Origin of the sequence: Streptomyces sp. MST-110588, assembly GCF_022695595.1 — a bacterium.
Classification (GTDB): Bacteria; Actinomycetota; Actinomycetes; order Streptomycetales; family Streptomycetaceae; genus Streptomyces.
Genome location: NZ_CP074380.1, coordinates 1,396,865 through 1,420,820, shown reverse-complemented (window position 1 = coordinate 1,420,820; position 23,956 = coordinate 1,396,865). Strand labels below are relative to the sequence as shown.

Annotated in this window: 24 protein-coding genes and 2 pseudogenes; 19 read left to right on the top strand and 7 right to left on the bottom strand. The window is 71.6% G+C overall.

The features are described 5' to 3' along the window. The first annotated feature begins 334 nt into the window (after positions 1–334). Together KGS77_RS06355 and KGS77_RS06350 are read left to right on the top strand one after the other, a co-directional pair. Complete coding sequence (locus KGS77_RS06355) at positions 335–706, top strand: hypothetical protein (RefSeq protein WP_242579323.1); 372 nt, start codon at positions 335–337, stop codon at positions 704–706. A 232-nt stretch (positions 707–938) separates the two neighbouring features. After that, entirely contained in the window at positions 939–1,151 is a 213-nt protein-coding gene (locus KGS77_RS06350) for a hypothetical protein (RefSeq protein WP_242579321.1), read from the top strand. 53 nt (positions 1,152–1,204) lie between these two features. Here KGS77_RS06350 and KGS77_RS06345 read toward each other — a convergent pair whose 3' ends face one another. Together KGS77_RS06345 and KGS77_RS06340 are read right to left on the bottom strand one after the other, a co-directional pair. After that, on the bottom strand, positions 1,205–2,707 hold the full coding sequence (locus KGS77_RS06345; protein WP_242587321.1) for an FAD-dependent oxidoreductase: 1,503 nt from the start codon (positions 2,705–2,707) through the stop codon (positions 1,205–1,207). A gap of 232 nt (positions 2,708–2,939) precedes the next feature. Next, positions 2,940–3,824, bottom strand: coding sequence for an SDR family oxidoreductase (locus KGS77_RS06340; protein WP_242579319.1), 885 nt, complete (start codon positions 3,822–3,824; stop codon positions 2,940–2,942). Positions 3,825–4,076: 252 nt separating this feature from the next. Here KGS77_RS06340 and KGS77_RS06335 point away from each other — a divergent pair, with 252 nt between their 5' ends. From KGS77_RS06335 to KGS77_RS06320, 4 genes are all read left to right on the top strand, one after another. Next, positions 4,077–4,469: a hypothetical protein gene (locus KGS77_RS06335; protein ID WP_242579317.1), complete on the top strand. Its 393-nt coding sequence runs from the start codon at positions 4,077–4,079 to the stop codon at positions 4,467–4,469. Between the two features lie 144 nt (positions 4,470–4,613). Then, complete coding sequence (locus KGS77_RS06330) at positions 4,614–4,838, top strand: hypothetical protein (RefSeq protein ID WP_242579315.1); 225 nt, start codon at positions 4,614–4,616, stop codon at positions 4,836–4,838. Between the two features lie 260 nt (positions 4,839–5,098). Further along, the gene (hydA, locus tag KGS77_RS06325; RefSeq protein WP_242579313.1) at positions 5,099–6,505 is read left to right on the top strand and encodes a dihydropyrimidinase; all 1,407 of its coding nucleotides are present in this window, start codon (positions 5,099–5,101) and stop codon (positions 6,503–6,505) included. Positions 6,506–6,621: 116 nt separating this feature from the next. Next, positions 6,622–7,623, top strand: coding sequence for a TIGR03842 family LLM class F420-dependent oxidoreductase (locus KGS77_RS06320; RefSeq protein ID WP_242579311.1), 1,002 nt, complete (start codon positions 6,622–6,624; stop codon positions 7,621–7,623). A 118-nt stretch (positions 7,624–7,741) separates the two neighbouring features. Here the strand turns inward: KGS77_RS06320 and KGS77_RS06315 are convergent, their stop codons facing one another. Then, a complete protein-coding gene (locus tag KGS77_RS06315) occupies positions 7,742–7,948 on the bottom strand; it encodes a DUF397 domain-containing protein (RefSeq protein ID WP_242579309.1) in 207 nt (68 codons plus the stop codon). Next, complete coding sequence (locus KGS77_RS06310; protein WP_242579307.1) at positions 7,945–8,781, bottom strand: helix-turn-helix transcriptional regulator; 837 nt, start codon at positions 8,779–8,781, stop codon at positions 7,945–7,947. Before KGS77_RS06310 ends, KGS77_RS06315 begins: the two co-directional genes overlap by 4 nt. Positions 8,782–8,990: 209 nt before the next feature. Between KGS77_RS06310 and KGS77_RS06305 the strand changes: the two genes are divergently transcribed. From KGS77_RS06305 to KGS77_RS06290, 4 genes and pseudogenes are all read left to right on the top strand, one after another. Continuing rightward, the gene (locus KGS77_RS06305) at positions 8,991–9,257 is read left to right on the top strand and encodes a hypothetical protein (protein WP_242579305.1); all 267 of its coding nucleotides are present in this window, start codon (positions 8,991–8,993) and stop codon (positions 9,255–9,257) included. A gap of 49 nt (positions 9,258–9,306) precedes the next feature. Beyond that, positions 9,307–9,465: a hypothetical protein gene (locus tag KGS77_RS06300; protein ID WP_242579303.1), complete on the top strand. Its 159-nt coding sequence runs from the start codon at positions 9,307–9,309 to the stop codon at positions 9,463–9,465. Next, positions 9,462–9,656 (top strand): hypothetical protein, encoded by a 195-nt coding sequence (locus KGS77_RS06295; RefSeq protein WP_242579301.1) that lies wholly within the window; start codon positions 9,462–9,464, stop codon positions 9,654–9,656. Before KGS77_RS06300 ends, KGS77_RS06295 begins: the two co-directional genes overlap by 4 nt. A 161-nt stretch (positions 9,657–9,817) precedes the next feature. Next, positions 9,818–9,937 (top strand): annotated as a pseudogene (locus KGS77_RS06290) (IS5/IS1182 family transposase); the annotation flags it as partial. A gap of 70 nt (positions 9,938–10,007) precedes the next feature. Here the strand turns inward: KGS77_RS06290 and KGS77_RS06285 are convergent. After that, a complete protein-coding gene (locus tag KGS77_RS06285) occupies positions 10,008–10,673 on the bottom strand; it encodes a nitroreductase (protein ID WP_242587320.1) in 666 nt (221 codons plus the stop codon). Between the two features lie 178 nt (positions 10,674–10,851). Between KGS77_RS06285 and KGS77_RS06280 the strand changes: the two genes are divergently transcribed. Continuing rightward, positions 10,852–11,460 (top strand): TetR/AcrR family transcriptional regulator, encoded by a 609-nt coding sequence (locus KGS77_RS06280; protein WP_242579300.1) that lies wholly within the window; start codon positions 10,852–10,854, stop codon positions 11,458–11,460. Between the two features lie 32 nt (positions 11,461–11,492). Here the strand turns inward: KGS77_RS06280 and KGS77_RS06275 are convergent, their stop codons facing one another. Beyond that, positions 11,493–12,560, bottom strand: a complete 1,068-nt coding sequence (locus KGS77_RS06275) for a biotin/lipoate A/B protein ligase family protein (RefSeq protein ID WP_242579299.1) — start codon at positions 12,558–12,560, stop codon at positions 11,493–11,495. 141 nt (positions 12,561–12,701) lie between these two features. On the opposite strand from KGS77_RS06275, the gene KGS77_RS06270 reads away from it, so the two are divergent. From KGS77_RS06270 to KGS77_RS06240, 7 genes and pseudogenes are all read left to right on the top strand, one after another. Continuing rightward, positions 12,702–13,085: a hypothetical protein gene (locus tag KGS77_RS06270; protein ID WP_242579297.1), complete on the top strand. Its 384-nt coding sequence runs from the start codon at positions 12,702–12,704 to the stop codon at positions 13,083–13,085. Between the two features lie 106 nt (positions 13,086–13,191). Next, positions 13,192–14,136 (top strand): inositol monophosphatase family protein, encoded by a 945-nt coding sequence (locus tag KGS77_RS06265; protein WP_242579295.1) that lies wholly within the window; start codon positions 13,192–13,194, stop codon positions 14,134–14,136. Positions 14,137–14,179: 43 nt separating this feature from the next. Further along, on the top strand, positions 14,180–15,598 hold the full coding sequence (locus KGS77_RS06260; RefSeq protein ID WP_242587319.1) for an NAD(P)/FAD-dependent oxidoreductase: 1,419 nt from the start codon (positions 14,180–14,182) through the stop codon (positions 15,596–15,598). A 94-nt stretch (positions 15,599–15,692) separates the two neighbouring features. Next, positions 15,693–16,238 (top strand): O-acetyl-ADP-ribose deacetylase, encoded by a 546-nt coding sequence (locus KGS77_RS06255; protein ID WP_242579293.1) that lies wholly within the window; start codon positions 15,693–15,695, stop codon positions 16,236–16,238. Positions 16,239–16,586: 348 nt separating this feature from the next. Beyond that, positions 16,587–17,579, top strand: coding sequence for a winged helix-turn-helix domain-containing protein (locus KGS77_RS06250; RefSeq protein ID WP_242579291.1), 993 nt, complete (start codon positions 16,587–16,589; stop codon positions 17,577–17,579). Between the two features lie 818 nt (positions 17,580–18,397). Next, positions 18,398–19,869 (top strand): annotated as a pseudogene (locus tag KGS77_RS06245) (DNA-3-methyladenine glycosylase 2 family protein). Positions 19,870–19,876: 7 nt separating this feature from the next. Continuing rightward, positions 19,877–20,509, top strand: coding sequence for a methylated-DNA--[protein]-cysteine S-methyltransferase (locus KGS77_RS06240; RefSeq protein ID WP_347404446.1), 633 nt, complete (start codon positions 19,877–19,879; stop codon positions 20,507–20,509). Positions 20,510–20,789: 280 nt separating this feature from the next. Here the strand turns inward: KGS77_RS06240 and KGS77_RS06235 are convergent, their stop codons facing one another. Continuing rightward, positions 20,790–22,766, bottom strand: a complete 1,977-nt coding sequence (locus tag KGS77_RS06235) for a carboxylesterase family protein (RefSeq protein WP_347404445.1) — start codon at positions 22,764–22,766, stop codon at positions 20,790–20,792. Positions 22,767–22,925: 159 nt separating this feature from the next. Between KGS77_RS06235 and KGS77_RS06230 the strand changes: the two genes are divergently transcribed. Then, positions 22,926–23,609: a TetR/AcrR family transcriptional regulator gene (locus KGS77_RS06230; protein WP_242579289.1), complete on the top strand. Its 684-nt coding sequence runs from the start codon at positions 22,926–22,928 to the stop codon at positions 23,607–23,609. The last annotated feature ends 347 nt before the right edge of the window (positions 23,610–23,956 follow it).

Sequence of the window (23,956 nt, the reverse complement as noted above, 5' to 3'; positions counted from 1 at the left end):
CCGGGTATCGGCCGGGGACCGGACGCCTTTTCCGCCGTGGCATACGGGTGCATACCGGGGCGTACGTGCGGGCGGATATCGCATGCCCGGCGTCCGGTACGTACCGCGTACGTACCGGACGCCCGGGTACCCCGTAGGAGGCCAGGCGCCCTCACCGTCCCTATGGGCCGAAGGAGTGAGCCGAGGGGCCCACAGGCCGCGGGCAGCCGTGCGCGCGGATACCGCGGCCCGCACCGGGTACCTGTGTGATCCACCGGCCCCATGAGCAGGCGCGAAGGCCGGTCGAGGCCGGCGAACGACGATGGCCGACGAAAGACGATGAAGGAGAAGGGTCATGCCCATCAGCTCCCAGCGGTCCGAAGCCCATGTGACCGTGCAGCTCAGCGACTGCGCGCACGAGGACGCCGAGGCCGTCTTCCGCGCGCTGGGCGGCGCGTTCGCCTCCGACCGCGAGGCCGGGGACCGGCCCAGGGACGCACCGGGCGACCACCCCACGGTCTGGAACGCGGTCTTCGACGTCTCGGACGGGCAGGGGGAACCGGTGCCCGCCTCGCTGGGCGGCTCCGTGCAGGCGCAGTTGCAGGGCGGCAACCGGGCGGTCGACCGGCTGGCGCGGGCGCTGGGGGAGGTCTTCGTCGTGGAGACCGAGGGCGCCTCGGCGGGGGACCAGGAGAAGGAGCTGGACCTGCTGCTGCGCTCCCGCTGAGGTGTCCCGGGGCCCTGCGCAGCCGCCTCTCGATGACGTCTTGGGCGATGTCATGAGTGACGTCCTGGGCGACGCCTTGGGTGACGTTCTCTGAGGCCGTCCGGTGACGTCTTACCAGGTCTCACCGGTGAGCCCCCGGTGATGCCGCCGACCCGCCCCGGCCGGCCCCGTTTGGTCCTCTGGCCGGGCGGAGGACAGGCGAGGTCGGCGCGGGGCGCCGCAGAATGCCAGGGTGAACGACGAACGCGATCCCGCCGCAGGGCGGGGCACCGCCGGCCGTGACCACGAGCGGCGCCGGGCCCGCCTGGCACTGGCCCAGCACGCCCGTGACGCCGAGGACCTCGCCGAGCTCCTCGACATGCTCGACCTGCACCCCGAGCGCGACGGGGAGCCACGCCCGCGCTCCGGCGTGCTGGGGAGGGAGTCCGGCTCCGCCCTTCCCTGAGCGGGCCGGTGCCCTGTACGGGGAGCGGGCCGGTGCCCCGGCACACCCCGGGCTCACGCCTCGTCGGGCACCTGCCGCTCCTCAAGCGGACGGTTGGCGGGCCCCTGGAGCACCGTGCCGTCCGTACCGAAGCGCGAGCCGTGGCACGGGCACTCCCACGCCCGCTCGCCCTGGTTGAAGGCCACCAGGCACCCCAGATGCGTACAGCGTGCCGACAGGCCGTGCAGCGTACCGTCCTCGTCGCGGTGGACCGCGCAGCTCCTGCCGCCGACCCGGACCAGCGCACCGCTGCCCGGGGCGATGTCCCGTACGGAGCCGACATGCGTACCGGACAGCCGGTCGCCCACGAAGTGCTGCGCCACCTCCGCCTGGTGCTTGAGGAAGGCCGGGGCCTCGCGCAGCGCGCTGCGCAGCCGCCGCGGGTCGTACAGGCCCGCCCACGGCGGCTCCTTGCCCGCGATCAGATCGGTCAGCAGCCGCCCCGCCATGACGCCGCCGCTCATCCCCCAGCCGCCGAAGCCGGTGGCGACGTAGGTGTGCCGGGCGGCCTGATGGAAGGGGCCGACCAGCGGAACGGTGTCGGTGGGGTCGGTGTCCTGGGCGGCCCAGCGATAGGCCATCCGTACGCCGGGGAAGTGCTCGCGGGCCCAGGCGTCCAGGCGCGCGTACCCCTCGGCGCTGTCCCGCGTCCCCGGCTTGAAGTTCTCCCCGGTGACGATGAGCAGCCGCCGGCCGTCCTCGTACGGAGCGGTGCGCACCGACCGCTTGCCCTGCTCCTCGGTGATGAACATCCCGCCGGGGTCCTGGTCGGCGGGGACCGGCCCGGCCACCACCAGCTCCCGGCGCGGCACCAGGCGCGCAAAGAGCAGCGCCCGGTCGAAGACGGGGTAGTGGGTGGCCACCACGACGTCCCGGGCGGTCACGGTGGCCCCGGACTCCGTGGTCAGCCGGCACGGCGAGCCCTCGCTCAGGCCCGTGACCCGCGTGTGCTCGTGCACCGCGCCGCCGCGCGCCACCAGGTCCTCGGCCAGCGCCAGCAGATATTTGCGCGGGTGGAACTGGGCCTGGTCCTCCACCCGGACCGCGCCCGCCACCGGGAACGGCAGCCCGGTCTCGCGTACGAAGGACGCCGGCAGCCCGGCCTCACGCGCCGCCTCCGCCTCCGCCCGCAGCTCCGCGCAGGACGCCGGCTCGGTGACGTACGTGAAGGCGGGCAGCCGTTCCAGTTCGCAGTCGACGCCCAGCTCCGCCGCGACCTCGGCGACGTGCTCGATGGCCTCCTGCTGGGAACGCGCGTACAGACGCGCCCCTTCCGGGCCCCGCGTACGGCGCAGCTTGTCGTACACCAGGGTGTGCAGCGAGGACACCTTGGCGGTGGTGTGCCCGGTGACCTGCGCGGCGATCCGGCCGGCTTCGAGCAGCGCCACCGAGCGGCCGGTGCGGGCCAGCTCCCAGGCGGTGCTCAGGCCCGCGACACCGCCGCCGACCACCGCCACGTCCACGTCCAGGGACGCGGTGAGCGCGGGGTAGGGGGCGGCGGCGGGGGCGGTCGCCATCCAGTAGGACTCGGCGTCGGCGGGCGGGCCGGCGGCACCGGCACCGGCATGGGCATCGGAACGGGAATCGGCCATGGAACGGTCCCCTGGTCTCGGACGGTCGGCGGGACGGTATGGACGGCGGGGCGGTACGGACGGCGGGTACGGGCCATGCGTACGGCTGCGGACCCTGCGCACGGCTACGGGTACCCGTACGGGTACGGGCGCTCCGTCCCCGTACGGGCAGCGGCTCCTACGGCAGCGGCGTGCCTCCTGTCGCGTTGACGATCTCCGCGGTGATGTAGCTGGCGTGCTGGGACGCCAGGAAGACATAGGCAGGCGCCATCTCCGCCGGCTGCGCCGCACGCCCCAGCGGACTCTGCGCCCCGAACTCGCTGGTGTCGGGCAGCGTGGACGGGATGAGCGGGGTCCACACCGGTCCGGGCGCCACCGCGTTGACGCGGATGCCGCGCTCGGCGAGGCTCTGCGCCAGACCTTGGGTGAAGGTCACGATGCCGCCCTTGGTGGTGGCGTAGTCCAGCAGGTGCGGGGAGGGCTTGTACGCCTGCACGGAGGCGGTGTTGATGATGCTGCCGCCTTCGGGAATGTGCGGGAGCGCCATCTTGCACAGCCAGAACATCCCGTACAGATTCGTCCGCAGGACCCGGTCGAACTGCTCGGTGGTGATGCCCTCGATGCCGTCCGACTGGGCCATCTGATACGCCGCGTTGTTCACCAGCACATCGATCCGGCCGAACTCCTGGACCGCGTGCTCCACCAGCCGCCGGCATTCGGACTCCTCACGGATGTCGCAGGAGACGGCCTCCGCGCGGCGGCCCGCCTCCTCCACGAGCCGTGCGGTTTCCCGCGCCTCGTCCTTCTCCTCCTCCAGATAGGTGAACATCACGTCGGCGCCCTCGCGGGCGAAGGCCAGGGCCACAGCGCGTCCGATGCCCGAGTCCCCGCCGGTGATCAGGGTGCGCCGGTCCCGCAGCAGTCCGCTGCCGCGATAGGAGTCCTCGCCGTGGTCGGGGCGGGGCTCCATCGCGTCGGTGCGGCCGGGGTGGGGCTGGTCCTGCTGCGGGAATTCCGGGCGGGGGTACTGTTCGGCGGGATTGCGCTGTTCGCGGCTGTCCATGGGGAAAGAACCTCCGGAAGGTGCCAGGTTGCGAGGAGCCGGGTGCCCGCCGCCGACGGCCGGAAACCCGCCCGGAAATCCGTCCGGAAACGTGCTCCGGCCGTGTGAACAGCCGTCCCGGGGCGGGCGCGGCGGGCGGAACGGAACCCGTGTGCCCCGGCAGGTTTGTCGTCCCGGTGCCGGGTGACCCGAAGAGTGAGCCGTCGCGCTCCCTCGGAGCGTGCGCGGTTTCCCCAGCGAAGGGACACGCCCATGCCAGCCCTCGCCGCGCTGGTGCCCTTGGCGATGTTCGCACTTCTCATCGCTCTGGGCCGGTACGAAGAAGCGATGCTCCGGCCCCGCCGTACAGCCGGCGGCAACGGACCCGGCGCACGGCACGGAGGCCGGCACCGCCGCCCGGGCCGCCGCCCCACGCACCTGGGCACCGAACCGTACGTACGCGGGCCGGGGCAGCGCTGCGTACGACAGGGCCGCGACCTGCGCGACCTCTCGCCCCGGCGACGCGGCACGGTCGGCAGAACCGTACGGCCCACCCCGCCGGCCGTCCCACCGCTCACCCTCGCGCAGTTCCACGGGGCCACCGCCATCGGCGGCACCGCGCACCGCCGGACGCGCCGGGCGGAGCTGACGCGGCGGGGAAACTGACCCACCGGCCGTGCGGCCCTCACCCTCGCTGGAACGTGTGACACCGACCGTGGGGTTGCGCGGCGTCGTCACGGGTACTGGGGATGCCGGAGATGCCATGAATACCGGTGATGCCGGAGCAGACCCAGGAAGCAGGAGGGCCCCGTGACTCCCCAGCGCAAGAAGACCGACAGCGCGCTCGACGAAGTCCTCAAAGAGGTGGAGGAAGCCGAGACACGCGATGTGACGAACCCCGGGCGGCCCAGCGAGGGCTACGGGAAGGCCGGCTACCCCCACACCCCCAGCCACCAGGGGCAGAAATCCGCCGAGGAGATCACGGAGGACGACCCGGACACGGGGAAGGGCGAGGGCAGGACCGGAAACGGCTGAAGGGCGGCGAGGAAGCAGGAAAGAAGCCAAGGAAGGAACTAATAAAGCCGAGGAAGAAGCCAAGGAAGCCGCATCCCGCCGTCGGGCCTCTTGCCCCTCCCGGTGACATGCTTCTACGGTCTCCTGCACGGCCCGGCTCTACGGGTGTAGACCGGTCGTGACGCGGCGTCAGGTACAGGGGTGAGGACCGGCGACGGCCCGCACCCGCTTCCGCTCCCCGACACCGCCGAGCGTCACCGGTGCGGAAGGGAGCAGGAAGCATGAGCCGTACTGTCATCCGCGGCGGACTGGTGATCACCGCTGCCGACGAGATCCACGCCGACGTCCTGGTCGAGGACGGCCGCGTCACCGCCCTGGCCGCGCACGGCAGTTCCCTGGCCGAGGACTGGCCCGCCGCCGCGGACCGTACGATCGACGCCACCGGCACGTACGTGATCCCGGGCGGCGTGGACGCCCACACCCACATGGACTTCCCCTTCGGCGGGACCTCCTCCAGCGACACCTTCGAGACCGGCACCCGCGCCGCCGCCTGGGGCGGCACCACCACCGTCGTGGACTTCGCCGTCCAGTCGCGCGGCCGGACGCTGCGCGAGGGCCTGGACCGCTGGCACGCCAAGTCCGACGCCCGGTGCGCGGTCGACTACGCCTTCCACATGATCCTCTCCGACGTCGACGAGCACGCGCTCAAGGAGATGGACCTGCTGGTCGAGGAGGGCGTGACCTCCTTCAAACTGTTCACCGCCTACCCCGGCGTCTTCTACAGCGACGACGGGCAGATCCTGCGCGCCATGCAACGGGCTGCGGGCAACGGCGGGCTGGTGATGATGCACGCCGAGAACGGCCCGGCCATCGACGTACTGATCGAACAGGCACTCGCCGCGGGGAAGACCGACCCCCGCCACCACGGCGAGGTCCGGCACGCCCTCCTGGAGGCCGAGGCCACCCACCGTACGATCCAGCTCGCCCGGGTCGCCGGCGCCCCCCTGTACGTCGTGCACGTCTCCGCCCAGGAGGCCGTCGCCGAGCTGGCGCAGGCCCGGGACGCGGGTCACAACGTCTTCGGCGAGACCTGCCCCCAGTATCTGTTCCTGTCCACCGACAACCTCGCCGAACCGGACTTCGAGGGCGCGAAGTACGTGTGCAGCACGCCACTGCGTCCGCGTGAACACCAGGCGGCCCTGTGGCGCGGCCTGCGCACCAACGACCTCCAGGTGGTCTCCACCGACCACTGCCCCTTCTGCTTCCGCGGGCAGAAGGAGCTGGGACGCGGTGACTTCTCCAAGATCCCCAACGGCCTGCCGGGCGTCGAGCACCGCATGGACCTGCTCCACCAGGCGGTCGTCGAGGGACGCATAAGCCGCCGCCGCTGGATCGAGATCGCCTGCGCCACCCCTGCGCGGATGTTCGGCCTCTACCCGAAGAAGGGCACCATCGCCCCGGGTTCGGACGCCGACATCGTCCTGTACGACCCCGGCGTTGAACAGGTCATCTCCGCCGGGACCCACCACATGAACGTCGACTATTCGGCGTACGAGGGAAAGAAGATCACCGGACGCGTCCGGACCGTGCTCTCCCGCGGCGAACCCGTCGTCGAGGAGCGTCGGTTCACCGGGCGCGCGGGGCACGGCCAGTACGTTCCGCGCGGCACCTGCCAGTACCTCGCCTGAGAGCCCGAGAGGCCGAGAGCCTGAGAGCCCGAGAGGCCGAGAGGCCCGAGGAGCCCGAGCAGGGAAGAGAAACAGGCCAGCAACCCAGCAACCCGAGCAACTCAAGGAGCGTCGCTGTGGACTTCGGAGTCGTCCTTCAGACCGACCCTCCCGGCTCGGCGGTCGTCGCCCTGATGCGCCGCGCCGAACGGCAGGGGTTCCGCTACGGCTGGACCTTCGACTCCTCCGTACTGTGGCAGGAGCCGTTCGTCATCTACAGCCGCGTCCTGGAACACACCGAACGCATGATCGTCGGCCCGATGGTCACCAACCCCTCCACCCGTACCCCCGAAGTCACCGCCTCCACCTTCGCCACGCTCAACGAGATGTACGGCAACAGGACGGTCTGCGGCATCGGCCGCGGCGACTCCGCGATGCGCGTGGCGGGCCGCAAACCCGACACCCTCGCGCGCCTGGGGGAGGCCATCGGCGTCATCCGGGACCTCGCCGAGGGCCGCGAGGCCGACGTGGACGGCCGCAGGCTGCGCATCCCCTGGGTACGGGACGGCCGGCTGCCGGTGTGGATGGCCGCGTACGGGCCCAGGGCGCTGGCGATGGCCGGCCGGCTGGCGGACGGGTTCATCCTCCAGCTCGCCGACCCTTTTCTCACCGAATGGATGATCAAGGCCGTACGGACGGCGGCGGCCGAGGCGGGCCGCGACCCCGGCACGGTCACGATCTGCGTCGCCGCGCCCGCCTACGTCGGCGAGGACCTGGACCGTGCGCGGGAGCAGTGCCGGTGGTTCGGCGGCATGGTCGGCAACCACGTCGCGGACCTGGTGAGCCGGTACGGCGAGCACTCCGGCCTGGTGCCCGAGGCCCTGACCTCGTACATCAAGGCACGTCAGGGGTATGACTACGCCCACCACGGCCGCACCGGGAACCCGGACACCGCCTTCGTCCCCGACGAGATCGTGGACCGCTTCTGCCTGCTGGGCCCGCCCGCCGCCCAGATCGAGAAACTGCGGGCGCTGAGGGACCTGGGCGTGGACCAGTTCGCGCTGTACGCGATGCACGACGCGAAGGAAGCCACGATCGACGCCTACGGGCAGCACGTCATCCCGGCACTGACCGGCTGAGCCGCTGACGCTCTGACCGTCCACGGCCCTACGGCACGAGAGCGGCCCTCTTCATCGCACGACGAAGGGGGCCGCTCGGCCACCCACACAGCGCTGGGCCGGCGGGAGCGCTCCGTGATCAGGCGGAGAACGCGCCCGCCTTCACACCGGAGATGAAGTCGGCGAACGAACCGGAGGGGATGGTCAGGACGTGGCCGTCCGGGTCCTTGCTGTCGCGGATGGGGACCACGGCATGGGTAACGGCGAGGTCACCACGGACCTCTATGCACTGGCCGCCGTTCTCACTGTACGAAGACTTGAACCATTTCAGGGATTCGGTGGTCACGGAGTGCCCTTTCTGAGCTGTTCGATCATGGCTACGGAAGCCGACTGAGAGAGGGCTCCGGCCTGCAACTGATGGTAGGCCGTCAGCAGGGGCACCACGGAGGTGGATTCGCGTTCAAGGTGCCCGGCTTGAGCAGACTCCGCGTACGACACCAGCAAGCGGTTCGCCATCGTCAGAATCGTGATGGGCAGGCTGAACGGCCTATCCGTTCCCATGGTGAACGGAGCCACCTGAAGGATGGTGGTGGGAAGTGTGGCGAAGTCGGTCAGCCGCTCCAACTGAGCAGCCATCACACCCGGCTCGCCAACGGGGCGCCGTAGACAGCTCTCGTCCAACACCGCCAACACCAGTGGCGGGGGAGTCCGGAGTAACGCCGCCTGTCGCTCGGCGACGAGTGCGACCCGTTCGTCTGCCTGCTCCTTCGTGATCATCCCCCGTCTAACAGCGCTCTCCGCAAGGGCGGACGCGTACTCCGCCGTCTGTAGCAGTCCTGGGATCACGCCGACTTCGTACAGCCTGATCTCTGCCGCGCGCCCTTCGTGCTCCACGAACTCCGGGAAGCCTTCAAGAAGCGAGCCCTGCCGGATCTCGCGGAACTCCCGCTCGAACGTCTCGGTTGTCCCCACGAGGCCAAAGGCGACGTCAGCACTACGCGAGAAGCGGAGAGTTGGAGGCTTGCGACCAACTTCGACTGCTGAGATGTGGACGCTTGAGTACCCCATGCGTTCGGCCAGCTCATCCTGCGTCCAGCCGCGCGCATCCCTCAATCTCCGTACGCGTGCCCCGTAGGCCGCTTGGGGGCTGCTATCCGGGTGCAACTCGCGTCGGTTCATGGGCAGTCACCAACCCTTTCGTGCGGAATCGGCAGGTTGATGGGTGGCTCAACACTAGGCCACGCTGAACCCCCTCGGTAGCGAAACCGCCACGGAGAGGAACGAAAGTGCCCCAGGAGACCACGGCAGGCCGGAACCGGACCATCGCCTCCCACCCGCACGCCAACAGTGACGCAACCCTCCCCACCCACCGACCCGAAGGTACGCCCATGGCCACCCCCGCCCCCTCCCGCGACCGCCGAGTGATCGAGATCAACGGCGTCCGGAAGCACTTCGCGGAGTGCACCACCGAGACCGACGGAAACGTGTGCGGTGCGCGGTCGTCCCTGTGGGACAACCCCTTGCGGCCCAACGCATGGATGCGCGCGCACGCAGACGAGACCGGGCACGGCACGTACGACCGGTGCTGGTCGGAGCCCGTGACCGTTCCCGCCAAGAACACCACTGACGGACGGCGACAGTCAGCGCCCACATAAAAGGGCCGCTTCCCCAATGAACCCGCCGACCCGAACCCCGGGAACCCCCATGACGTGCGCACGCTGCCAGAAGCTGACCCGCGACCTGAAAGCCGCCGTGGCCGAAGGCGATCAATCCAAGGCCGCGGACTGCCGAATCCTCATCGGCCGGCACCCCGACCACGAGCCTCCGGTCCCCGCACCCAAGACGAGCAAGGCACAGCGGTGACCCCCAAGCAGGTGGAGAGGGCCGTCACCGTCGGAGACGACCTTCTGACCACCCACAAGCCCCTCCTGGCCGGGGGCACTCTCCGCCCGCACTGCGGCGCCGGAAAGGCCGACGAGGAGACCACCGAATGGCGTCGCGCCGTCAACTGCGAAGCATGCCTCCAACTGCTGAAAGAGGACGACCATGCCTGACTGCCCATGCAACCTGCCCAAGCGCAACCCCCGTGGCGCCATCGTCGCCAAAGACCGCCGGGCCGTTGAAGACCAGAAGAACACCCGGGCCGAACTAGGGTCTGTTGCGAGAGTGGATCTTGAACTGTAACGGTCATGGCGCGGCGCGAGGGGACCTGACGGACAGGGTCCGTGCCGACAAAGCCTACGGATCCCGGGCGAACCGCTTCTACCTGCGCAGACACAGGATCGGATGCACCATCCCGGAGAAGGCCGACCAGGTACGCAACCGAACTCGCCGTCCGATATGAGGCGACCGTGCTGGTCGCAGCCCTCAACGAGTGGCTGTGACCAGCGCTTTCGGGACCGACTCTAGGTGTGGAATGTGGTGGTTGCCTCCAGGGCCGCCCGGCCGGTCGCGACCCGGTTCACCGGCGCGTTCTCGTCGGCGTAGCCGAAGGAGATACCCACGAGCAGCTTCCCCTCTCCGACTCCGAGTTGATCGCGGACGGTGTCGGCGTAGAAGCTGAGCAGGCCCTGCGGGCAACTGGCCACGCCGTAGCCGGCCATGGCCAGCAGCAGCGTCTGCAGGTAAGCGCCGGCGTCGGCGGCCAGTCGCGGCCCGCCGTCGCCGGTGACGAACAGGAACGCGGCATGGGGCGCCCCGTAGAAGCCCAGACTTTCCGCGTCGTAGGCCGCGCGAGCCGGGTGGTCGTCGGGGCCGATGCCCAGCGCTCCGTACAGACCGGCACCGAAGGCGGCCCGTCGTTCCTGGTGGACGGGTGCGTACATGTCCTCGGAGTACGGGTAGTCGGCCGTGACGCGTCGCTCGGCGTGGGCCGTTCGCAGGGCGTCGGCCAGACGGTCCCGCCTTGCGCCACCGACCACCTCGACCCGCCACGGCTGCGCGTTGGAATTGGACGGCGCGGTGCCGGCCAGGGAGAAGACCTTGCGCAGAGTGTCCTCGGGTACCGGGTCGGGACGGAATGCGCGGGTCGCGCGGCGCCCGCGGATCAACTGCTCGGCGTATTCCGACATTTGCGTCCCGCCCGGCTGTGTCCGGCCGGTGGGCGCCTCGCTCGTGCGCGTCCGGGTGAAGACCGGTCCGCTCATGGAACTCTCCTCAGGATTCACCAAAGTAAACGTAACCGTTTACTTGAAGTGGCACTATAGCCAGCCATCCCCTCCGAAGTAAACGGGAACGTATACTTACGTCATGACCACGATGACGACGGCGTCTCGACGGCCGGGGCGCGGAGGGCGGGAGCGCATCCTGGCCGCCGCGGCCGGACTGTTCGCGGCCCAGGGGATCAACGCGACCGGCATGGAGCAGATCGCGGAGCGGGCTCCGGTGTCCAAGCGCACCCTCTACGCGCACTTCAGGACCAAAGACGAGCTGGTCCTCGCCCATCTCAAGGATCTCTCCTCGACGGGACGCACCCTGGAGGGCGTGCTGGCACGCGAGGACATCCCCGCCAAGGAGCGCATCCTCGCACTGTTCGACCCGCCCCCGACCGGCACGGATCCCGTGCGCGGATGCCCGTTCATCGACGCCGCCGCGGAGTTCCCCGACCCCCAGAACGCGGTCCACTCCTACGCCCGCGAACAGAAACTGCTGATGGTGCGGCTGGTGACCGACCTGGTAGCGGAACTGGGCTGCCGGGAGCCCGCCGTCCTCGCCGAGCAACTCGTGACCCTCGCGGACGGCGCCGCCAGCCGCGCCATGGTGCTGGGCGAGTCGAACTACGGCCGGCACGCACGGACAGCGGCAAAGACCCTCCTGGAAAACGCCCTGCCGACCACGATCGAGAACCTAGCCACGTAGAAGCCAGTTCGAATACATCGATCGGTCATCCGTTACGGCACGCGGGTGAGCCACTCCCGGGAGCTGAACTTGCCGCCGGCCAGTTGCCGTGCCCGGGCCAGCTCCTCGTCCGTGACCGTGCCGTCCGTGCCGCCGTAGCGGGCGCGGAAGGAGGCGATCATGCGGTCGATGACCTCGGCGCGGGGCAGACCAGTCTGGCGGCGCAGCGGGTCGACCCGCTTCTTGGCGCTGCGGGTGCCCTTGTCGGAGAGCTTCTCCTTGCCGATGCGGAGCACCTCGACCATCTTGTCCGCATCGATGTCGTAGGACATCGTCACGTGGTGCAGCACGGCGCCGTCCCCGGCGACCACGCGCTTCTGGGCGGCGCCCGCGATCTTCCCGGCGTCGGTCGCGATGTCGTTGAGCGGCTTGTACCAGGCGTTGATGCCCATGTCGCCCAGGGCGGCCAGCACCCAGTCGTCCAGATAGGCGTAGCTCTCGGCGAAGGTCAGGCCCTGGACGAGCGAGGCCGGTACGCACAGGGAGTACGTGATGGTGTTTCCCGGCTCCGCGAACATCGCCCCACCGCCGCTGATGCGCCGTACGACCGTCACGCCGTGCTTCTCGGCGCCCGCGGGATCGACCTCGTTGCGCAGCGACTGGAAGCTGCCGATGATCACCGCGGGGCGGTCCCACTCCCACACGCGCAGCGTCGGGGGCCGCCGCCCGGCCGCGACCTCGGTGGTCAGCACCTCGTCCAGTGCCATGTGCAGGGCGGGCGGCTGGGGACCCTCGTGGATGATCTGCCAGTCGTAGTCGTTCCAGTCGGTGGCCTGGGCGACCGCCCGGCGCACCGCGACGCCCACCGACTCCGCGGTGAAGCCGAACAGCACCGCGCCGGCCGGCAGCGCCGCCTCGATACGGGCCGCCAGGCCCCGGGCGTCGGTGTCGGCAGGGGCGCCCTCCAGCGCCTGGTTGATGGCGTCGAGCGCCTCGTCCGGTTCAAGGAAGAAGTCACCGGCGACGCGTACGTCACACAGCACCCCGTCGCTCACGCCGAGGTCGACGACGACGAGCTTGCCGCCCGGCACCTTGTACTCACCGTGGTACTCGCCCTGCACGGCGGTCTCTCCTTCACCCGAACCTGCGCACGGCCCAGGCGGCCGGCAGCCGTCTCCACCGTAACGCCATCGCCGCGGTGACGGCGGGACGGGTGATCATCGGTGACCTGGGGGCCGACGCGTCGTTCAACAGTCATGATCATGCTCAATGCGGTTCGTCATGCGGTCGCCACAGCGGTCACCCCACTGGTCGGCACGGCGGGACTGGCGGCGGTGCTCATCTGTGCCACGCCCGCCTCCGCCGGCGGGATCGGGTCCTTCCTGTCGCCCGCGATCGGTACGGAGTGCGCCAACCCCACGACGGACGGCCACGCCTATGGAGGTGCGGTACTGAACGACGGACCGGGCAGCAACAACTTGACCACCATGCCGTTCGCCAGCGCCCTCAACCAGTGCGGCGGCGCCGACCTGGTGCCCAATCTGCAACCCGGCAACGACACCATCCTGGGCGCGCCGATCATCGGGCCCATGCTCGACAGTTACGTCAGGCCCTTCCTGAAAGGGCCGTCCCACACCACCAGGTGAGCGCCGCACCGGGTGAGCGCCGCACCGGGTGGGCGCCGCGCGCTCCGCGCCGGGAGTTCACCCGGAATCCAGGCCCGGTGTCAGTGGGGCGTGGTTCGATGGAAGCATGATCGAGGCTATGCGTACGGATGCGGCAGGAACGACAGCGAACCGGGCGAACGCGGCGAACCCGGCGGCGAACACGGCGGACGCGACAGCGGGCACGGCGGCGGCGGAGCGCGCCGCGGCCGAGGTGCTGCGGGCGGTGGACGGGGCGGCGGTCGAGGCCGCCGTCCGGGCCGCGGCGGCGGCCGAGATCACGCCGCGCTTCCGGCAGCTCGCGGCCGAGGAGATAGCGGAGAAGAACGGGCCGCACGACCTCGTCACCACCGCCGACCGGCTCGCCGAGGAACACCTCACCGCCGCCCTGACGTCCCTGCTGCCCGGCTCCATGGTCGTCGGCGAGGAAGCGGTGCACGCCGACCCCTCCGTGCTGGGCGCGCTCAGCGGCCCGGACCCGGTGTGGATCGTCGACCCCGTCGACGGCACCCGCCAGTTCGTCCACGGCGACCCCGGCTTCGCCACGCTGGTCACCCTCGCCCTCCACGGCGAGCTGCTGGCTTCCTGGACGTACGCCCCGGCGCTGGGCCTGATGGCGGTCGCCCGCCGCGGCGGTGGCGCCAGGCTCAACGGCTCCCCGCTGCAAGCCGGCTCCCCGGAGCCCGGCCAGGCCCTGCGGGTGGCGATATCCCACTACGACTTCACCACCGACGAGCAGAAGCGGGTGCTGGCCGCCCTGGACGCCGGCGGTGTCGCCACCCGCCCCTGCGGCTCGGCGGGACTGGAGTACCTGCACGTCGCGCAGGGCGCCATCGACGGGCTCGCCTTCAGTTGGGAGAACGCCTGGGACCATGCGGCCGGGCTGCTCCTCGTACAGGAAGCGGGCGGTGCCGGCGGGACGGTCGCCGGCGAGCCGTTCCGTATAGCGGGCGGCAACGCGCTGCCCTTCGCCGCGGCGCGGGATGCCGCCACCGCGCGGCGTATCCTCGGACTGCTGGCAGCCGCCAACTGATCCTCATCAGGGACGAGGACCGGACGTGAGGGGAGTGGCGCAGGTGCCCGGGATGCTGGACGCCGTGGTGATCGGAGCGGGGCCCAACGGGCTGACCGCGGCCGTCGAACTGGCCCGCCGGGGCCTGTCCGTCGAGGTCTTCGAGGCCCACGGCACGGTCGGCGGCGGCGCCCGTACCGAAGAGCTGACCCTGCCCGGCTTCCGGCACGACCCCTGTTCGGCGGTGCACCCGCTCGCCGTCGGCTCACCCGCCTTCGCCGCCATGCCCCTGGAGCGGTACGGCCTCCAGTGGCTGCACCCCGACCTCCCGCTCGCCCACCCCTTCCCCGACGGCAGCGCCGCGGTGCTCTCGCGCTCCGTCGGCGAGACCGCGATGTCCTTCGGCCCCCGCGACGCGGGCGCCTACCGCCGGCTGGTGACGCCCTTCCTCGGCAAGTGGAACGCCATCGCCGCCGACTTCCTGCGCACGCAGTGGGACGGCCTGCCCCGCGACCCGGTCGGCTTCGCCCGCTTCGGCCTGACCGCCGCCCAGCCCGTCGCACTGCTCAACCGCCGCTTCCGGGACGAGAAGGCGCGCGGCCTGTTCGCCGGGCTCGCCGCGCACGTCATCGCGCCGACCACCAGCCTCGGTACGGGCGGCGCGGCCCTGCTGTTCGCCCTCGCCGCGCACGCGAACGGCTGGCCCGTCCCGCGCGGCGGCTCCCAGGCCATTCCCGACGCGCTGACCGGACTGCTGCGCGCCCACGGCGGCGTGGTGCACACCGACTTCGAGGTCAAGCGGCTGGACGACCTCCCGCCGGCCCGCGCGTACGTCTTCGACACCTCGCCGACCGACCTCGCCCGGATCGCGGGGCTCGGCAACGCCTACCGGAACGTGCGGTACGGCGCCGGCGTCTTCAAGATCGATTACGCGCTGTCCGGGCCGGTCCCGTGGACCTCGCCGCAGGCCCGCCGGGCCGGCACCGTCCACATCGGCCCCACCAGCGGCGAGATCCACACCGCACTGCGCGCCGCCGTGGACGGCCGCGACCCCTCCGTACCGTTCCTGATCACTTCTCAGCCCACCCTGACCGACCCGAGCCGCGCGCCCCAGGGCAAGCACACGTTCTGGGCGTACGGACACGTCCCCCACGGCTGGGAGGGCGACGCCACCGACGTCATGGAGCGGCAGTTGGAGCGCTTCGCCCCCGGCTTCCGCGATCTGGTCCTGGCCCGCGCCGTGGCCGGCCCGCCCCAACTGGCCAGGCGCAACGCCAACTACGTCGGCGGTGACATCGGCACCGGCTCCGCCGCCGGGCTCAGGCTGATCATCCGCCCCAAGCTCGCCCGCGTCCCGTACACCACCGCCCACCCCGCCGTCTTCCTGTGCTCCCAGGCCACCCCGCCCGGCCCCGGCGTCCACGGCATGTCCGGCCACCATGCCGCCAAGTTCGTCTGGCGCCGCCTGCGCGCCGCGCGATGACCCGGCACGATCCGGCACGATCCGGCACGATCCGGCACGACCCCGCCCCGGTCCCGGGACCCACAGGGACCGGCACGAACACCCATGGACCGCCATGAACTCCTCCGGGAACGGCACCAACGCCTCTGAGACCAGCCTGACCCTCCTACGCGGTGACATCACCGAACAGACGGTGGACGCCGTCGTCAACGCCGCCAACTCCTCCCTGCTGGGCGGCGGCGGAGTCGACGGCGCCATCCACCGCCGCGGCGGCCCCGAGATCCTCGCCGCCTGCCGCGACCTGCGCGCCTCCCACTACGGCCGCGGTCTGGGCACCGGCCAGGCCGTGGCCACCACGGCCGGCCGCCTCCCCGCCCGCTGGGTGATCCACACCGTGGGCCCCGTCTGGTCCCAGGAGGAGGACCGCTCCGATCTGCTCGCTTCCTGCTACCGCGCCTCGCTGCACGTCGCCGACGAACTCGGCGCCCGCACCGTCGCGTTCCCGGCCATTTCCACCGGCGTCTACCGCTGGCCCCTGGAAGACGCCGCCCGCATCGCCGTCGAGACGGTCCGCCATACGGACACCGCCGTCGAAGAGGTGCGCTTCGTCCTCTTCGACGACCGGGCGTACGCCGCCTTCGCCGCCGCACGGGCGCGCTGAGCGGGGCACTGTGCCGGGTGCCGGGTGCCGGGTGCCGGGTGCCGGGCGGCGCAGTGTGCGCCACTGTGGCTGTCGGCGCAAGGCGGTGCAGGTGGGCCTGAAGTCCGCTGGTCACCGGCCGTCCGTACGAGCAAGGTCGGAAGGCAACAGCGCGGTGACGAAAACAGCGCGGTGATAAAGACAGCGGGGTGACGGCGCCGACGCGGTGACGATGACGGCGACAGTGCGGTGAGGGCGACAGCCCGGTGACGACGACGGCGACGGCGCGAAGGGGCGGCCCGGGCAACGGGTAGCTCTCCGGTAAGGCGCGAGGCGGCGGTACGGCGACGGCGGCGGACGAGGGAAGGCATGCTGCGGATCCACTTCACCCCCGAAGACCTGGCCCGGGTGCGCGTCGCGCCCGAACCGGACTACCTGTGGGAGATCGCGAACAGTGTCCAGACCCTGCAACGGCGGGACGGCGCCCCGGTGTTCGGCACCTGGCGGGGCTGGGCCAGAGCCCGGCTGACAGGCACCCGCCCACTGCTGTCCGTCCTGCTGCCGCCGCGCGGCTACTCGCCGGACTTCCTCACCCCCTCCCAGGACACCCCCGCGTCCCTGGACACGGCACTCGACACGCTCCTGAGTACCCCGCGCTCTCGGCTGCGCACCGACCTGGCCCGTCTGGACGCCACCCGCCCGCTGCCCCGGTGGACCTCGGACCTGGCGGAGGGGGACACCGAGACCCTGAACCGGCTGGGCGAGGCCATCCGTACGTACCACGCGCAGGCCATCGCCCCGCTGTGGAACACCATCCACGCCCACATCGACGCCGACCGCATGCTGCGCATGCGCTCCCTGCTCACCGGGGGCGTCGAGGGGCTGCTGGCCGGACTCGGCCCGCACTTCCGCTGGAAACCGCCGGTGCTGGAGGTCGACTACCCCGTCGAGAAGGTCCTGCGCCTTGAGGGGCGGGGCCTCCTCCTACAGCCGTCCTTCTTCTGCTGGCCCGCCCCCGTCTCGCTCGCCGACGCCGACCTGATGCCCGTCCTGGTCTATCCCGTCCCGCACGACCTGGACATGGCCCGTGGCCCCGCGCCGCCCTATGAGCGTCCCCACCCACTGGGCGCGCTGCTGGGGAACACCCGCGCCGCCGTCCTCAGAACCGCCGTACACGGCTGCTCCACCAGCGAACTGGCCCGCCAACTGGGCGTGACGGCACCCGCCGTCAGCCAGCACGTCGCCGTACTGCGCGAGGCCGGGCTGCTGATGACCGTCCGGCAGGCCGGCCGTGCCCTCCACGTCGCCACGGCCGAGGGCCGGGCCCTGCTGCGGTGCGTACCGGGCGGAAACTCCGGCTGAACCGCGCCGCGTACGGCCACCGGTGGCCGCCGCCACGAGACGGCCGTACGGGGCCTGTGGCCGACCGTACGGGAGTCGGGACGGCCTGTTCACAGGCCCGGGGTGCCCCGTACGACAGCGCAGACGACCCGTACGAAAGCCTCCGAGGCAACCCGTACGAAAGCCTCCGAGGTGACCCGCACGAAAGCCCCCGGGGCGGCCCGGTGCCCGACCCGTACGGGGAGACCCGGGCCGACCGCGCACGCCGCACGTATCCGTACGGCGTGCGCGGCCCTGTGGGAGGCCCGGCAGGCCGACGGCACGCGTGCCCAGCAGCGACCAGCAGTGCCGACGGTGCCGTACAGGAGAGCCCCCCGCGACGCCGGACACGGCCCCGCGTGAGCGAAGTCCGCGGGCGGGCACCGGTGGCGATGGCGCGCACCGTGCCCGGTCCGGCGCGTTGCTCTCCTGCCGCCGCGCCGTTCGTACTGTCGTGCTGCCCTGCTGTCGTACGGTCCTGCTGTCGTACGGTCCCACCGTCCTGCCGTGCCCCGCCGTCGAGCGCCCCCGCGCGCCCGCCGACGGCCGAGCGCGGACCGGCCGCGCTCCCAACCATCGTGTGGCCACAGGGGACCGGTGGGCAAGGAAGAGAAGACGGGGCTTAAACCGCCATGTCCCCGGCCTGTGGCGGCGCGAGCGCGAACGACGGAGACGGCCGGCCGCGGCCCTGCAGGCGGACAGGAACGACCTGAGACGGAGAGGGCGGACGCGCAGGCAGCACGACGTCGATGTCGGAAATTCGCCAGCCAGTGCCCGGGCCCGTACTGAATCCTTGAGCCATGCACACCGAAACCGAGCGCTGCATACGTGCCGTGCAGTCCAAGGACGCCCGCTTCGACGGGTGGTTCTTCACCGCCGTGCTCACCACCCGCATCTACTGCCGCCCGAGCTGCCCGGTCGTGCCGCCCAAGCCCGAGAACATGTCCTTCTACCCGAGCGCCGCCGCCGCGCAGCAGGCGGGCTTCCGGGCGTGCAAACGGTGCCGGCCCGACGCGGCGCCCGGCTCGCCCCGGTGGAACGAACGGGCCGACCTCGTCGCCCGCGCCATGCGGCTGATCGGTGACGGCGTCGTCGACCGCGAGGGCGTGCCGGGCCTGGCAGCCAGGCTCGGCTACAGCACCCGCCAGGTCGAACGCCAGTTGCTCGCCGAACTCGGCGCCGGACCACTGGCGCTGGCCCGCGCCCAACGCGCCCAGACCGCCCGGCTGCTGATCGAGACCAGCGGCCTGCCCATGGCGGAGGTGGCGTTCGCGGCCGGGTTCGCCAGCATCCGGGCCTTCAACGAGACCGTACGCGAGGTCTTCGCCCTCACCCCCACCCAACTGCGCGAACGCGCCCGCCCCGCGCCCGGTGCCGGGCATCCCGGCGTTCTCACCCTCCGGCTGCCCTTCCGGCAGCCGCTGTGCCCCGACAACCTCTTCGGGCACCTCGCCGCCACGGCGGTGCCCGGCGTGGAGGAGTGGCGCGACGGCGCCTACCGCCGCACGCTCGACCTCCCCTACGGTCCCGGCATCGTCGCCCTGGCCCCGCGCCCCGACCACGTCCTGTGCCGGCTCTCCCTGACCGACCTGCGCGATCTGGCGGGCGCCATCGCCCGCTGCCGCGCCCTGCTGGACCTGGACGCCGACCCTGAAGCCGTCGACGCCTTGCTCGCGGACGACCCGCTGCTGGCCCCGCTCGTCGCCAAGGCCCCCGGCCGCCGGGTTCCGCGGACCGTCGACGCGGAGGAGTTCGCCGTACGGGCCGTACTGGGACAGCAGGTCTCCACCGCCGCGGCCCGTACCCACGCCGGACGCCTGGTCACCGCCCACGGACAGCGGATCGAGGACCCCGAGGGCGGCCTCACCCACCTCTTCCCGCCACCCGCCGCGCTGGCGGAACTGGACCCGCAGACCCTGGCGATGCCGCGCACCCGTCGCGCCACGCTCACCGGACTGATCGCCGCCCTCGCCGGGGACAGCTCCAACTCGGCGTCGGCAGCGACCGCGAGCGGGCCCGCGCACAGCTCGCCGCACTGCCCGGCGTCGGCCCCTGGACCGTCGAGTGCATCGCCATGCGCGCCCTCGGCGACCCGGACGCCTTCACCGCCACCGACCTCGGCCTGCGCCGGGCCGCCGCCGGTCTGGGACTGCCCGCCACGCCCGCGGCGCTCGTACGCCACTCCGCGCGCTGGAGTCCCTGGCGCGCGTACGCCGTGCAGTACCTCTGGGCCACCGACGACCACCCCATCAACCACCTCCCCACGAACTGAGGCCCCCATGCCACCCTCGACACCTGTCACACCACCCTCGATCCCCTCAGTAACTCACCCGAAGCCCGCCACCCAGCCCAGGCCCGTGGCCCACCCCAGGCCCGAGACCCACCCCACATCCGTGACCCGCCCCGAGCCTGTCGTGCACACCCTCATGAACGACACCCCGGTCGGCGCCCTGACCCTCGTGGCCCGGGGCGAGGCCCTCAGCGGCGTCTACATGACCGACCAGCGCCACCGCCCGCCGCAGGAGACCTTCGGCCACCCGGAAGACCCCCGGGCCGCCCCCTTCGCCGCCGCCATCCGCCAGCTCCGCGCCTACTTCGACGGCGAGCTGACCGTCTTCGACCTCCCGCTGACCTTCCACGGCACGCCCTTCCAGCAGCGCGTCTGGACGGCCCTGCGCGACATCCCGTACGGCGAGACCATCTCCTACGGACAACTCGCCGACCGCATCGGCAGCCCGACGGCGTCCCGCGCGGTGGGCCTGGCCAACGGCAAGAACCCGCTGGGCATCGTCGTCCCCTGCCACCGCGTCGTCGGCTCGACGGGCAGCCTCACGGGGTACGGGGGCGGGCTGGCCCGCAAGCGCCTCCTGCTGGACTTCGAACGGTCCGGCACCCAACAACCGATCTGGTGACCACCAAAGACACGCACACCCCAGCCCCCTGCCCACCCCGGCACGCCCCATACACCCAGCACACCCACCCACATACGCCCGTACACCCCGCCCCACATACGCCCGTACACCTCACCCCACATGCGCCCGTACACCCCGCTTCACTCCAGCCTCCGTACCACCCCGGGCGCCCTGCGCCGCTCGCCCGCACCCCAGACCGCTCGGCTCTACCGGGGGCGCCCCTGGCGACTCAGCTCCCCCCGGGGCGCCTCAGCTCCCCTCCCCGGGCGCCGCGTGCCGCTCAACTCCGCCCCTGACCGCTCGGCCCTACCCCAGGCCGCTCGTCTCCGCCCCACTCAGGGTTCTTTCCCTGCCCCTTTGGGTAACCCCCAGCCAGGGGGACACGTGCGTTCGATTTACCCCGTAGGTGCCCAGGTAGCCCCCGCCCACCCCCATCCCCCGCTCGCCCCCTACCCCGCCCTATGCCGCCCGCCCCGCCCTGCGCCGCCCGAGGGTTCTCCTCCCGCCCCGCCGGGTAACCCCCAGTCGGGGGTAAGCGCGCGTTCGATTTGCCCCGTAGGCGCCCCGGTTGGCCCCTCCAACCCGGCCCGGCCCTCCCACACGACCCCGACGACCTCATGCATGCCCTCGTCGCGGTCTGCGCCAGCTTCAGTACCGCAGCGACGTCATCGACAGTTGCCTCGCTGCAACCGGACTGCCTCATACAAAACAACGCACCGACAACGTCAGTAGCCGACCGGCAGGCGTGTTGGCGTCGGTCAGCTTCCCGTGGTGAGGTCGAAGGGAGCGGGGGATGGCCCGCCCAGATCCGGCGCGAGGTGTGCTCGGGGTAGGGAACGGTTTGCGATTCGGCGGCCAGGATGCGGGTGAGCTGCTGGTCAGGGTGGTAAGCGGGCCATCCGGGGTCACCGGTGGCGACGAACCGGACCCACGCCTGCCGGAGTTCTTGGGATACCGCGACGGCCTCGGGGGTCGGCTGGTCACCGAGGAGCTGCTTGCCGGTAGGGCTGTCCATCGTGCCGAACGCCAGGGGCACGTCGAGGCTGTGGCAGGCACCCAGGTTGCCTCCCAGTGCCGGGGAGGCGAGACCCAGCTCGAACAGGTACGAGCTGCCGCCGGCTGCCGCGTTCGCCTCGGCCAGCAGCAGCGACGGCATCCGGAAGGTGGCATCGGAGAACACTGTTTCCAGTAGTTCTTCCGGGGTGGCGCGCGGGTGGGCGGCACGGTAGGCGTCCGGGCCGCCCGGTGCCGGGGCGAGCAGGTCCAAGGCGGTGCGGGCGTCCTCGTCGGTGAACGTGCCCAGCCGTCCGGTCATGACGCTGAACAGCCGGAACTCATCGCGGGTATGGCCGGCGAGGAGTTCGATGCCGCTCGCACGGCCACCGGACAATGCGGTCCAGGGCGTTTCGCGCAGGACTTCGCCGTCGACCACGGGGCACACGGCGATACCGACGTGGGCGAGCCGCCCCCAGCTCTGCTGGTAGCGGGGGAGGTCGGCGCCCAGGGAGGTGACCTCGTCGGCCAGGCGTTGCGGGGCGATGTCGCTGAGGGCCGCGGCGGTGGGCGCGGTGCCGAGCCGGTCCGCGAGCGCGGCGGCGACCTGTTGGGCAAGCGCGGGGTTGCAGTGGAAGCCCGGCACCGAGTGGGTGATGGCCCGGCGGAACAGGGGGCGCGCCGATTTCATCGTCAGCAAGGCGGCGACCGATCCTGCCCCGGCGGACTGTCCGGCAACGGTGACCAGGTCAGGGTCTCCTCCGAAGCGGGCGATGTTGCGCTGTACCCAGTGCAGCGCCGCGATCTGGTCGAGGAAGCCGCGGTTGGGCGGGGCGCCGTCGAGCAGGGCGAAGCCCTCCGCGCCCACCCGGTAGTTGACGCTGATCACGACGAGTCCGGCTTCGGCCAGTGCCGTCGGGTCGTACATCGGGTCGCTGGAGTCTGCCGTCATGTAGCCGCCGCCGGGAAACCACACCAGCACCGGCAGCCCCGCCGCTGACGGGTCCGGAGTACAGACGTTGAGCGTCAGCCAGTCGGTGCCTTTCGCTGGGGGTACGTGCAGCGGCGTGGACTGCGGCCCCAGGGGCCCGAACTGCGCCGCCTGCCGTGTCCCCTCCCAAGGCCGGGGCGGGGCCGGTGCGGCGAACCGGAGCCGGCCCACGGGCGGCTGGGCATAAGGGATGCCGCGGAAGATCACGTGCCCGCCTCGCCGGCGGCCCTCCAGTACGCCCTCCGTCGTACGCACTCTTGGCTGCTCAGACATGGTGCTGCCCCTCTCCGGTCGGCCGGTCGTCACGTCGTCACGTCGTCAGGTCGTCACGTCGAAGGGCCCCAGCGTTATCGGCCAACTGTATTATGTCAACTGTATGGGAACGCGGGCGGACCGCGGGCACCGAGACGACCAGCCACAGAGAGGCCGACCATGCCGAAGCAGGTGGACCACCGCGAACGCCGCGAGACGATCGCCCGGGCGCTGTGGCGAGTGGTCGAGCGGCGCGGCGCGGTGCACCTGACGATGCGCGAGGTCGCACAGGAGGCCGGCCTCTCCCACGGGGCGGTGCAGCACTACTTCACCTCCCGCGAGGCGATGCTCACCTTCGCGATGGACTTCGCGGCCGAACAGACCGCACTGCGCGTCGGCCGGGGCGTCCAAGAACTCGGCGACCGGCCGCACCCCCGCGCCGTGCTCCGGCTGATGCTCACCGAAATGCTCCCTTTGCATGCCGACGCCCGTGCGACCAGCCGGATGAGCGCGGCCTACGTCCTGGAGGCGCTGCACGACGAGAGCGTTCACGCACGGGCGCGCGACGGGATGCTCCAAGGGCGCGCCGCCGTGGAGCGGCTGGTCCGCCAGGCCATCGCCGACGGACACATCAGCCCCGACCGCGACCCGGTGACCGAGACCAACCTGCTTCTCGCCCTGACCGGCTTCACCCCCCTGATCGAACTGAATGTGCTCGACCCTCAAGAGGTCCTCACCTCTGTCGACCGGTACCTGGACCGGCTGTTCATCCAAGAAGAGCATCGCCCGGGGGCGAAACGCGGAACCGGTACGACAAGCCGCCTTCCCGAACCCGGCACCACCGCTGCACCGAGCAGGAGCTGACCCGCAGATACTGTGTGATCACGCCGTTGACCTGCCCGGCGGCGAACATCCCGGCCGCATCCATCCGGATACGCTCGCGAAACGCCCGCCGCTCAGCCCTCGGATCACCGCCGGGCGGAACATCCATGACTGCGGCGTCCGGTGACGACCATCAAGTGCCGGCCCTCGCGACAACAGGCGGACAACGTCAGGAGCGCCATCCGGGGAGCCCGCGTGACGGACCCGACCGTTCCGCCCGGCAGGAACCAGGTGTCGCGGTAAGCCGCGGCAGTGGGACTCGACCAGCAGGACGCGCTCCTCGGCCCACGGAAGACGACACCGGCGCCCGCGAGCACGCGCGGCAGCAC

Bases quoted from the DNA above. Each gene is read 5' to 3' on its own strand.
- KGS77_RS06255 (WP_242579293.1), top strand. From the start codon at position 15,693: ATGAACTCCTCCGGGAACGGCACCAACGCCTCTGAGACCAGCCTGACC.
- KGS77_RS06270 (WP_242579297.1), top strand. From the start codon at position 12,702: ATGCTCAATGCGGTTCGTCATGCGGTCGCCACAGCGGTCACCCCACTG.
- KGS77_RS06250 (WP_242579291.1), top strand. From the start codon at position 16,587: ATGCTGCGGATCCACTTCACCCCCGAAGACCTGGCCCGGGTGCGCGTC.
- KGS77_RS06300 (WP_242579303.1), top strand. From the start codon at position 9,307: ATGACGTGCGCACGCTGCCAGAAGCTGACCCGCGACCTGAAAGCCGCC.
- KGS77_RS06235 (WP_347404445.1), bottom strand. From the start codon at position 22,766: ATGTCTGAGCAGCCAAGAGTGCGTACGACGGAGGGCGTACTGGAGGGC.
- KGS77_RS06340 (WP_242579319.1), bottom strand. From the start codon at position 3,824: ATGGACAGCCGCGAACAGCGCAATCCCGCCGAACAGTACCCCCGCCCG.
- KGS77_RS06280 (WP_242579300.1), top strand. From the start codon at position 10,852: ATGACCACGATGACGACGGCGTCTCGACGGCCGGGGCGCGGAGGGCGG.
- KGS77_RS06305 (WP_242579305.1), top strand. From the start codon at position 8,991: ATGGCCACCCCCGCCCCCTCCCGCGACCGCCGAGTGATCGAGATCAAC.
- KGS77_RS06355 (WP_242579323.1), top strand. From the start codon at position 335: ATGCCCATCAGCTCCCAGCGGTCCGAAGCCCATGTGACCGTGCAGCTC.
- KGS77_RS06265 (WP_242579295.1), top strand. From the start codon at position 13,192: ATGATCGAGGCTATGCGTACGGATGCGGCAGGAACGACAGCGAACCGG.
- KGS77_RS06345 (WP_242587321.1), bottom strand. From the start codon at position 2,707: ATGGCGACCGCCCCCGCCGCCGCCCCCTACCCCGCGCTCACCGCGTCC.
- hydA (WP_242579313.1), top strand. From the start codon at position 5,099: ATGAGCCGTACTGTCATCCGCGGCGGACTGGTGATCACCGCTGCCGAC.
- KGS77_RS06240 (WP_347404446.1), top strand. From the start codon at position 19,877: ATGCCACCCTCGACACCTGTCACACCACCCTCGATCCCCTCAGTAACT.
- KGS77_RS06285 (WP_242587320.1), bottom strand. From the start codon at position 10,673: ATGTCGGAATACGCCGAGCAGTTGATCCGCGGGCGCCGCGCGACCCGC.
- KGS77_RS06310 (WP_242579307.1), bottom strand. From the start codon at position 8,781: ATGAACCGACGCGAGTTGCACCCGGATAGCAGCCCCCAAGCGGCCTAC.
- KGS77_RS06230 (WP_242579289.1), top strand. From the start codon at position 22,926: ATGCCGAAGCAGGTGGACCACCGCGAACGCCGCGAGACGATCGCCCGG.
- KGS77_RS06335 (WP_242579317.1), top strand. From the start codon at position 4,077: ATGCCAGCCCTCGCCGCGCTGGTGCCCTTGGCGATGTTCGCACTTCTC.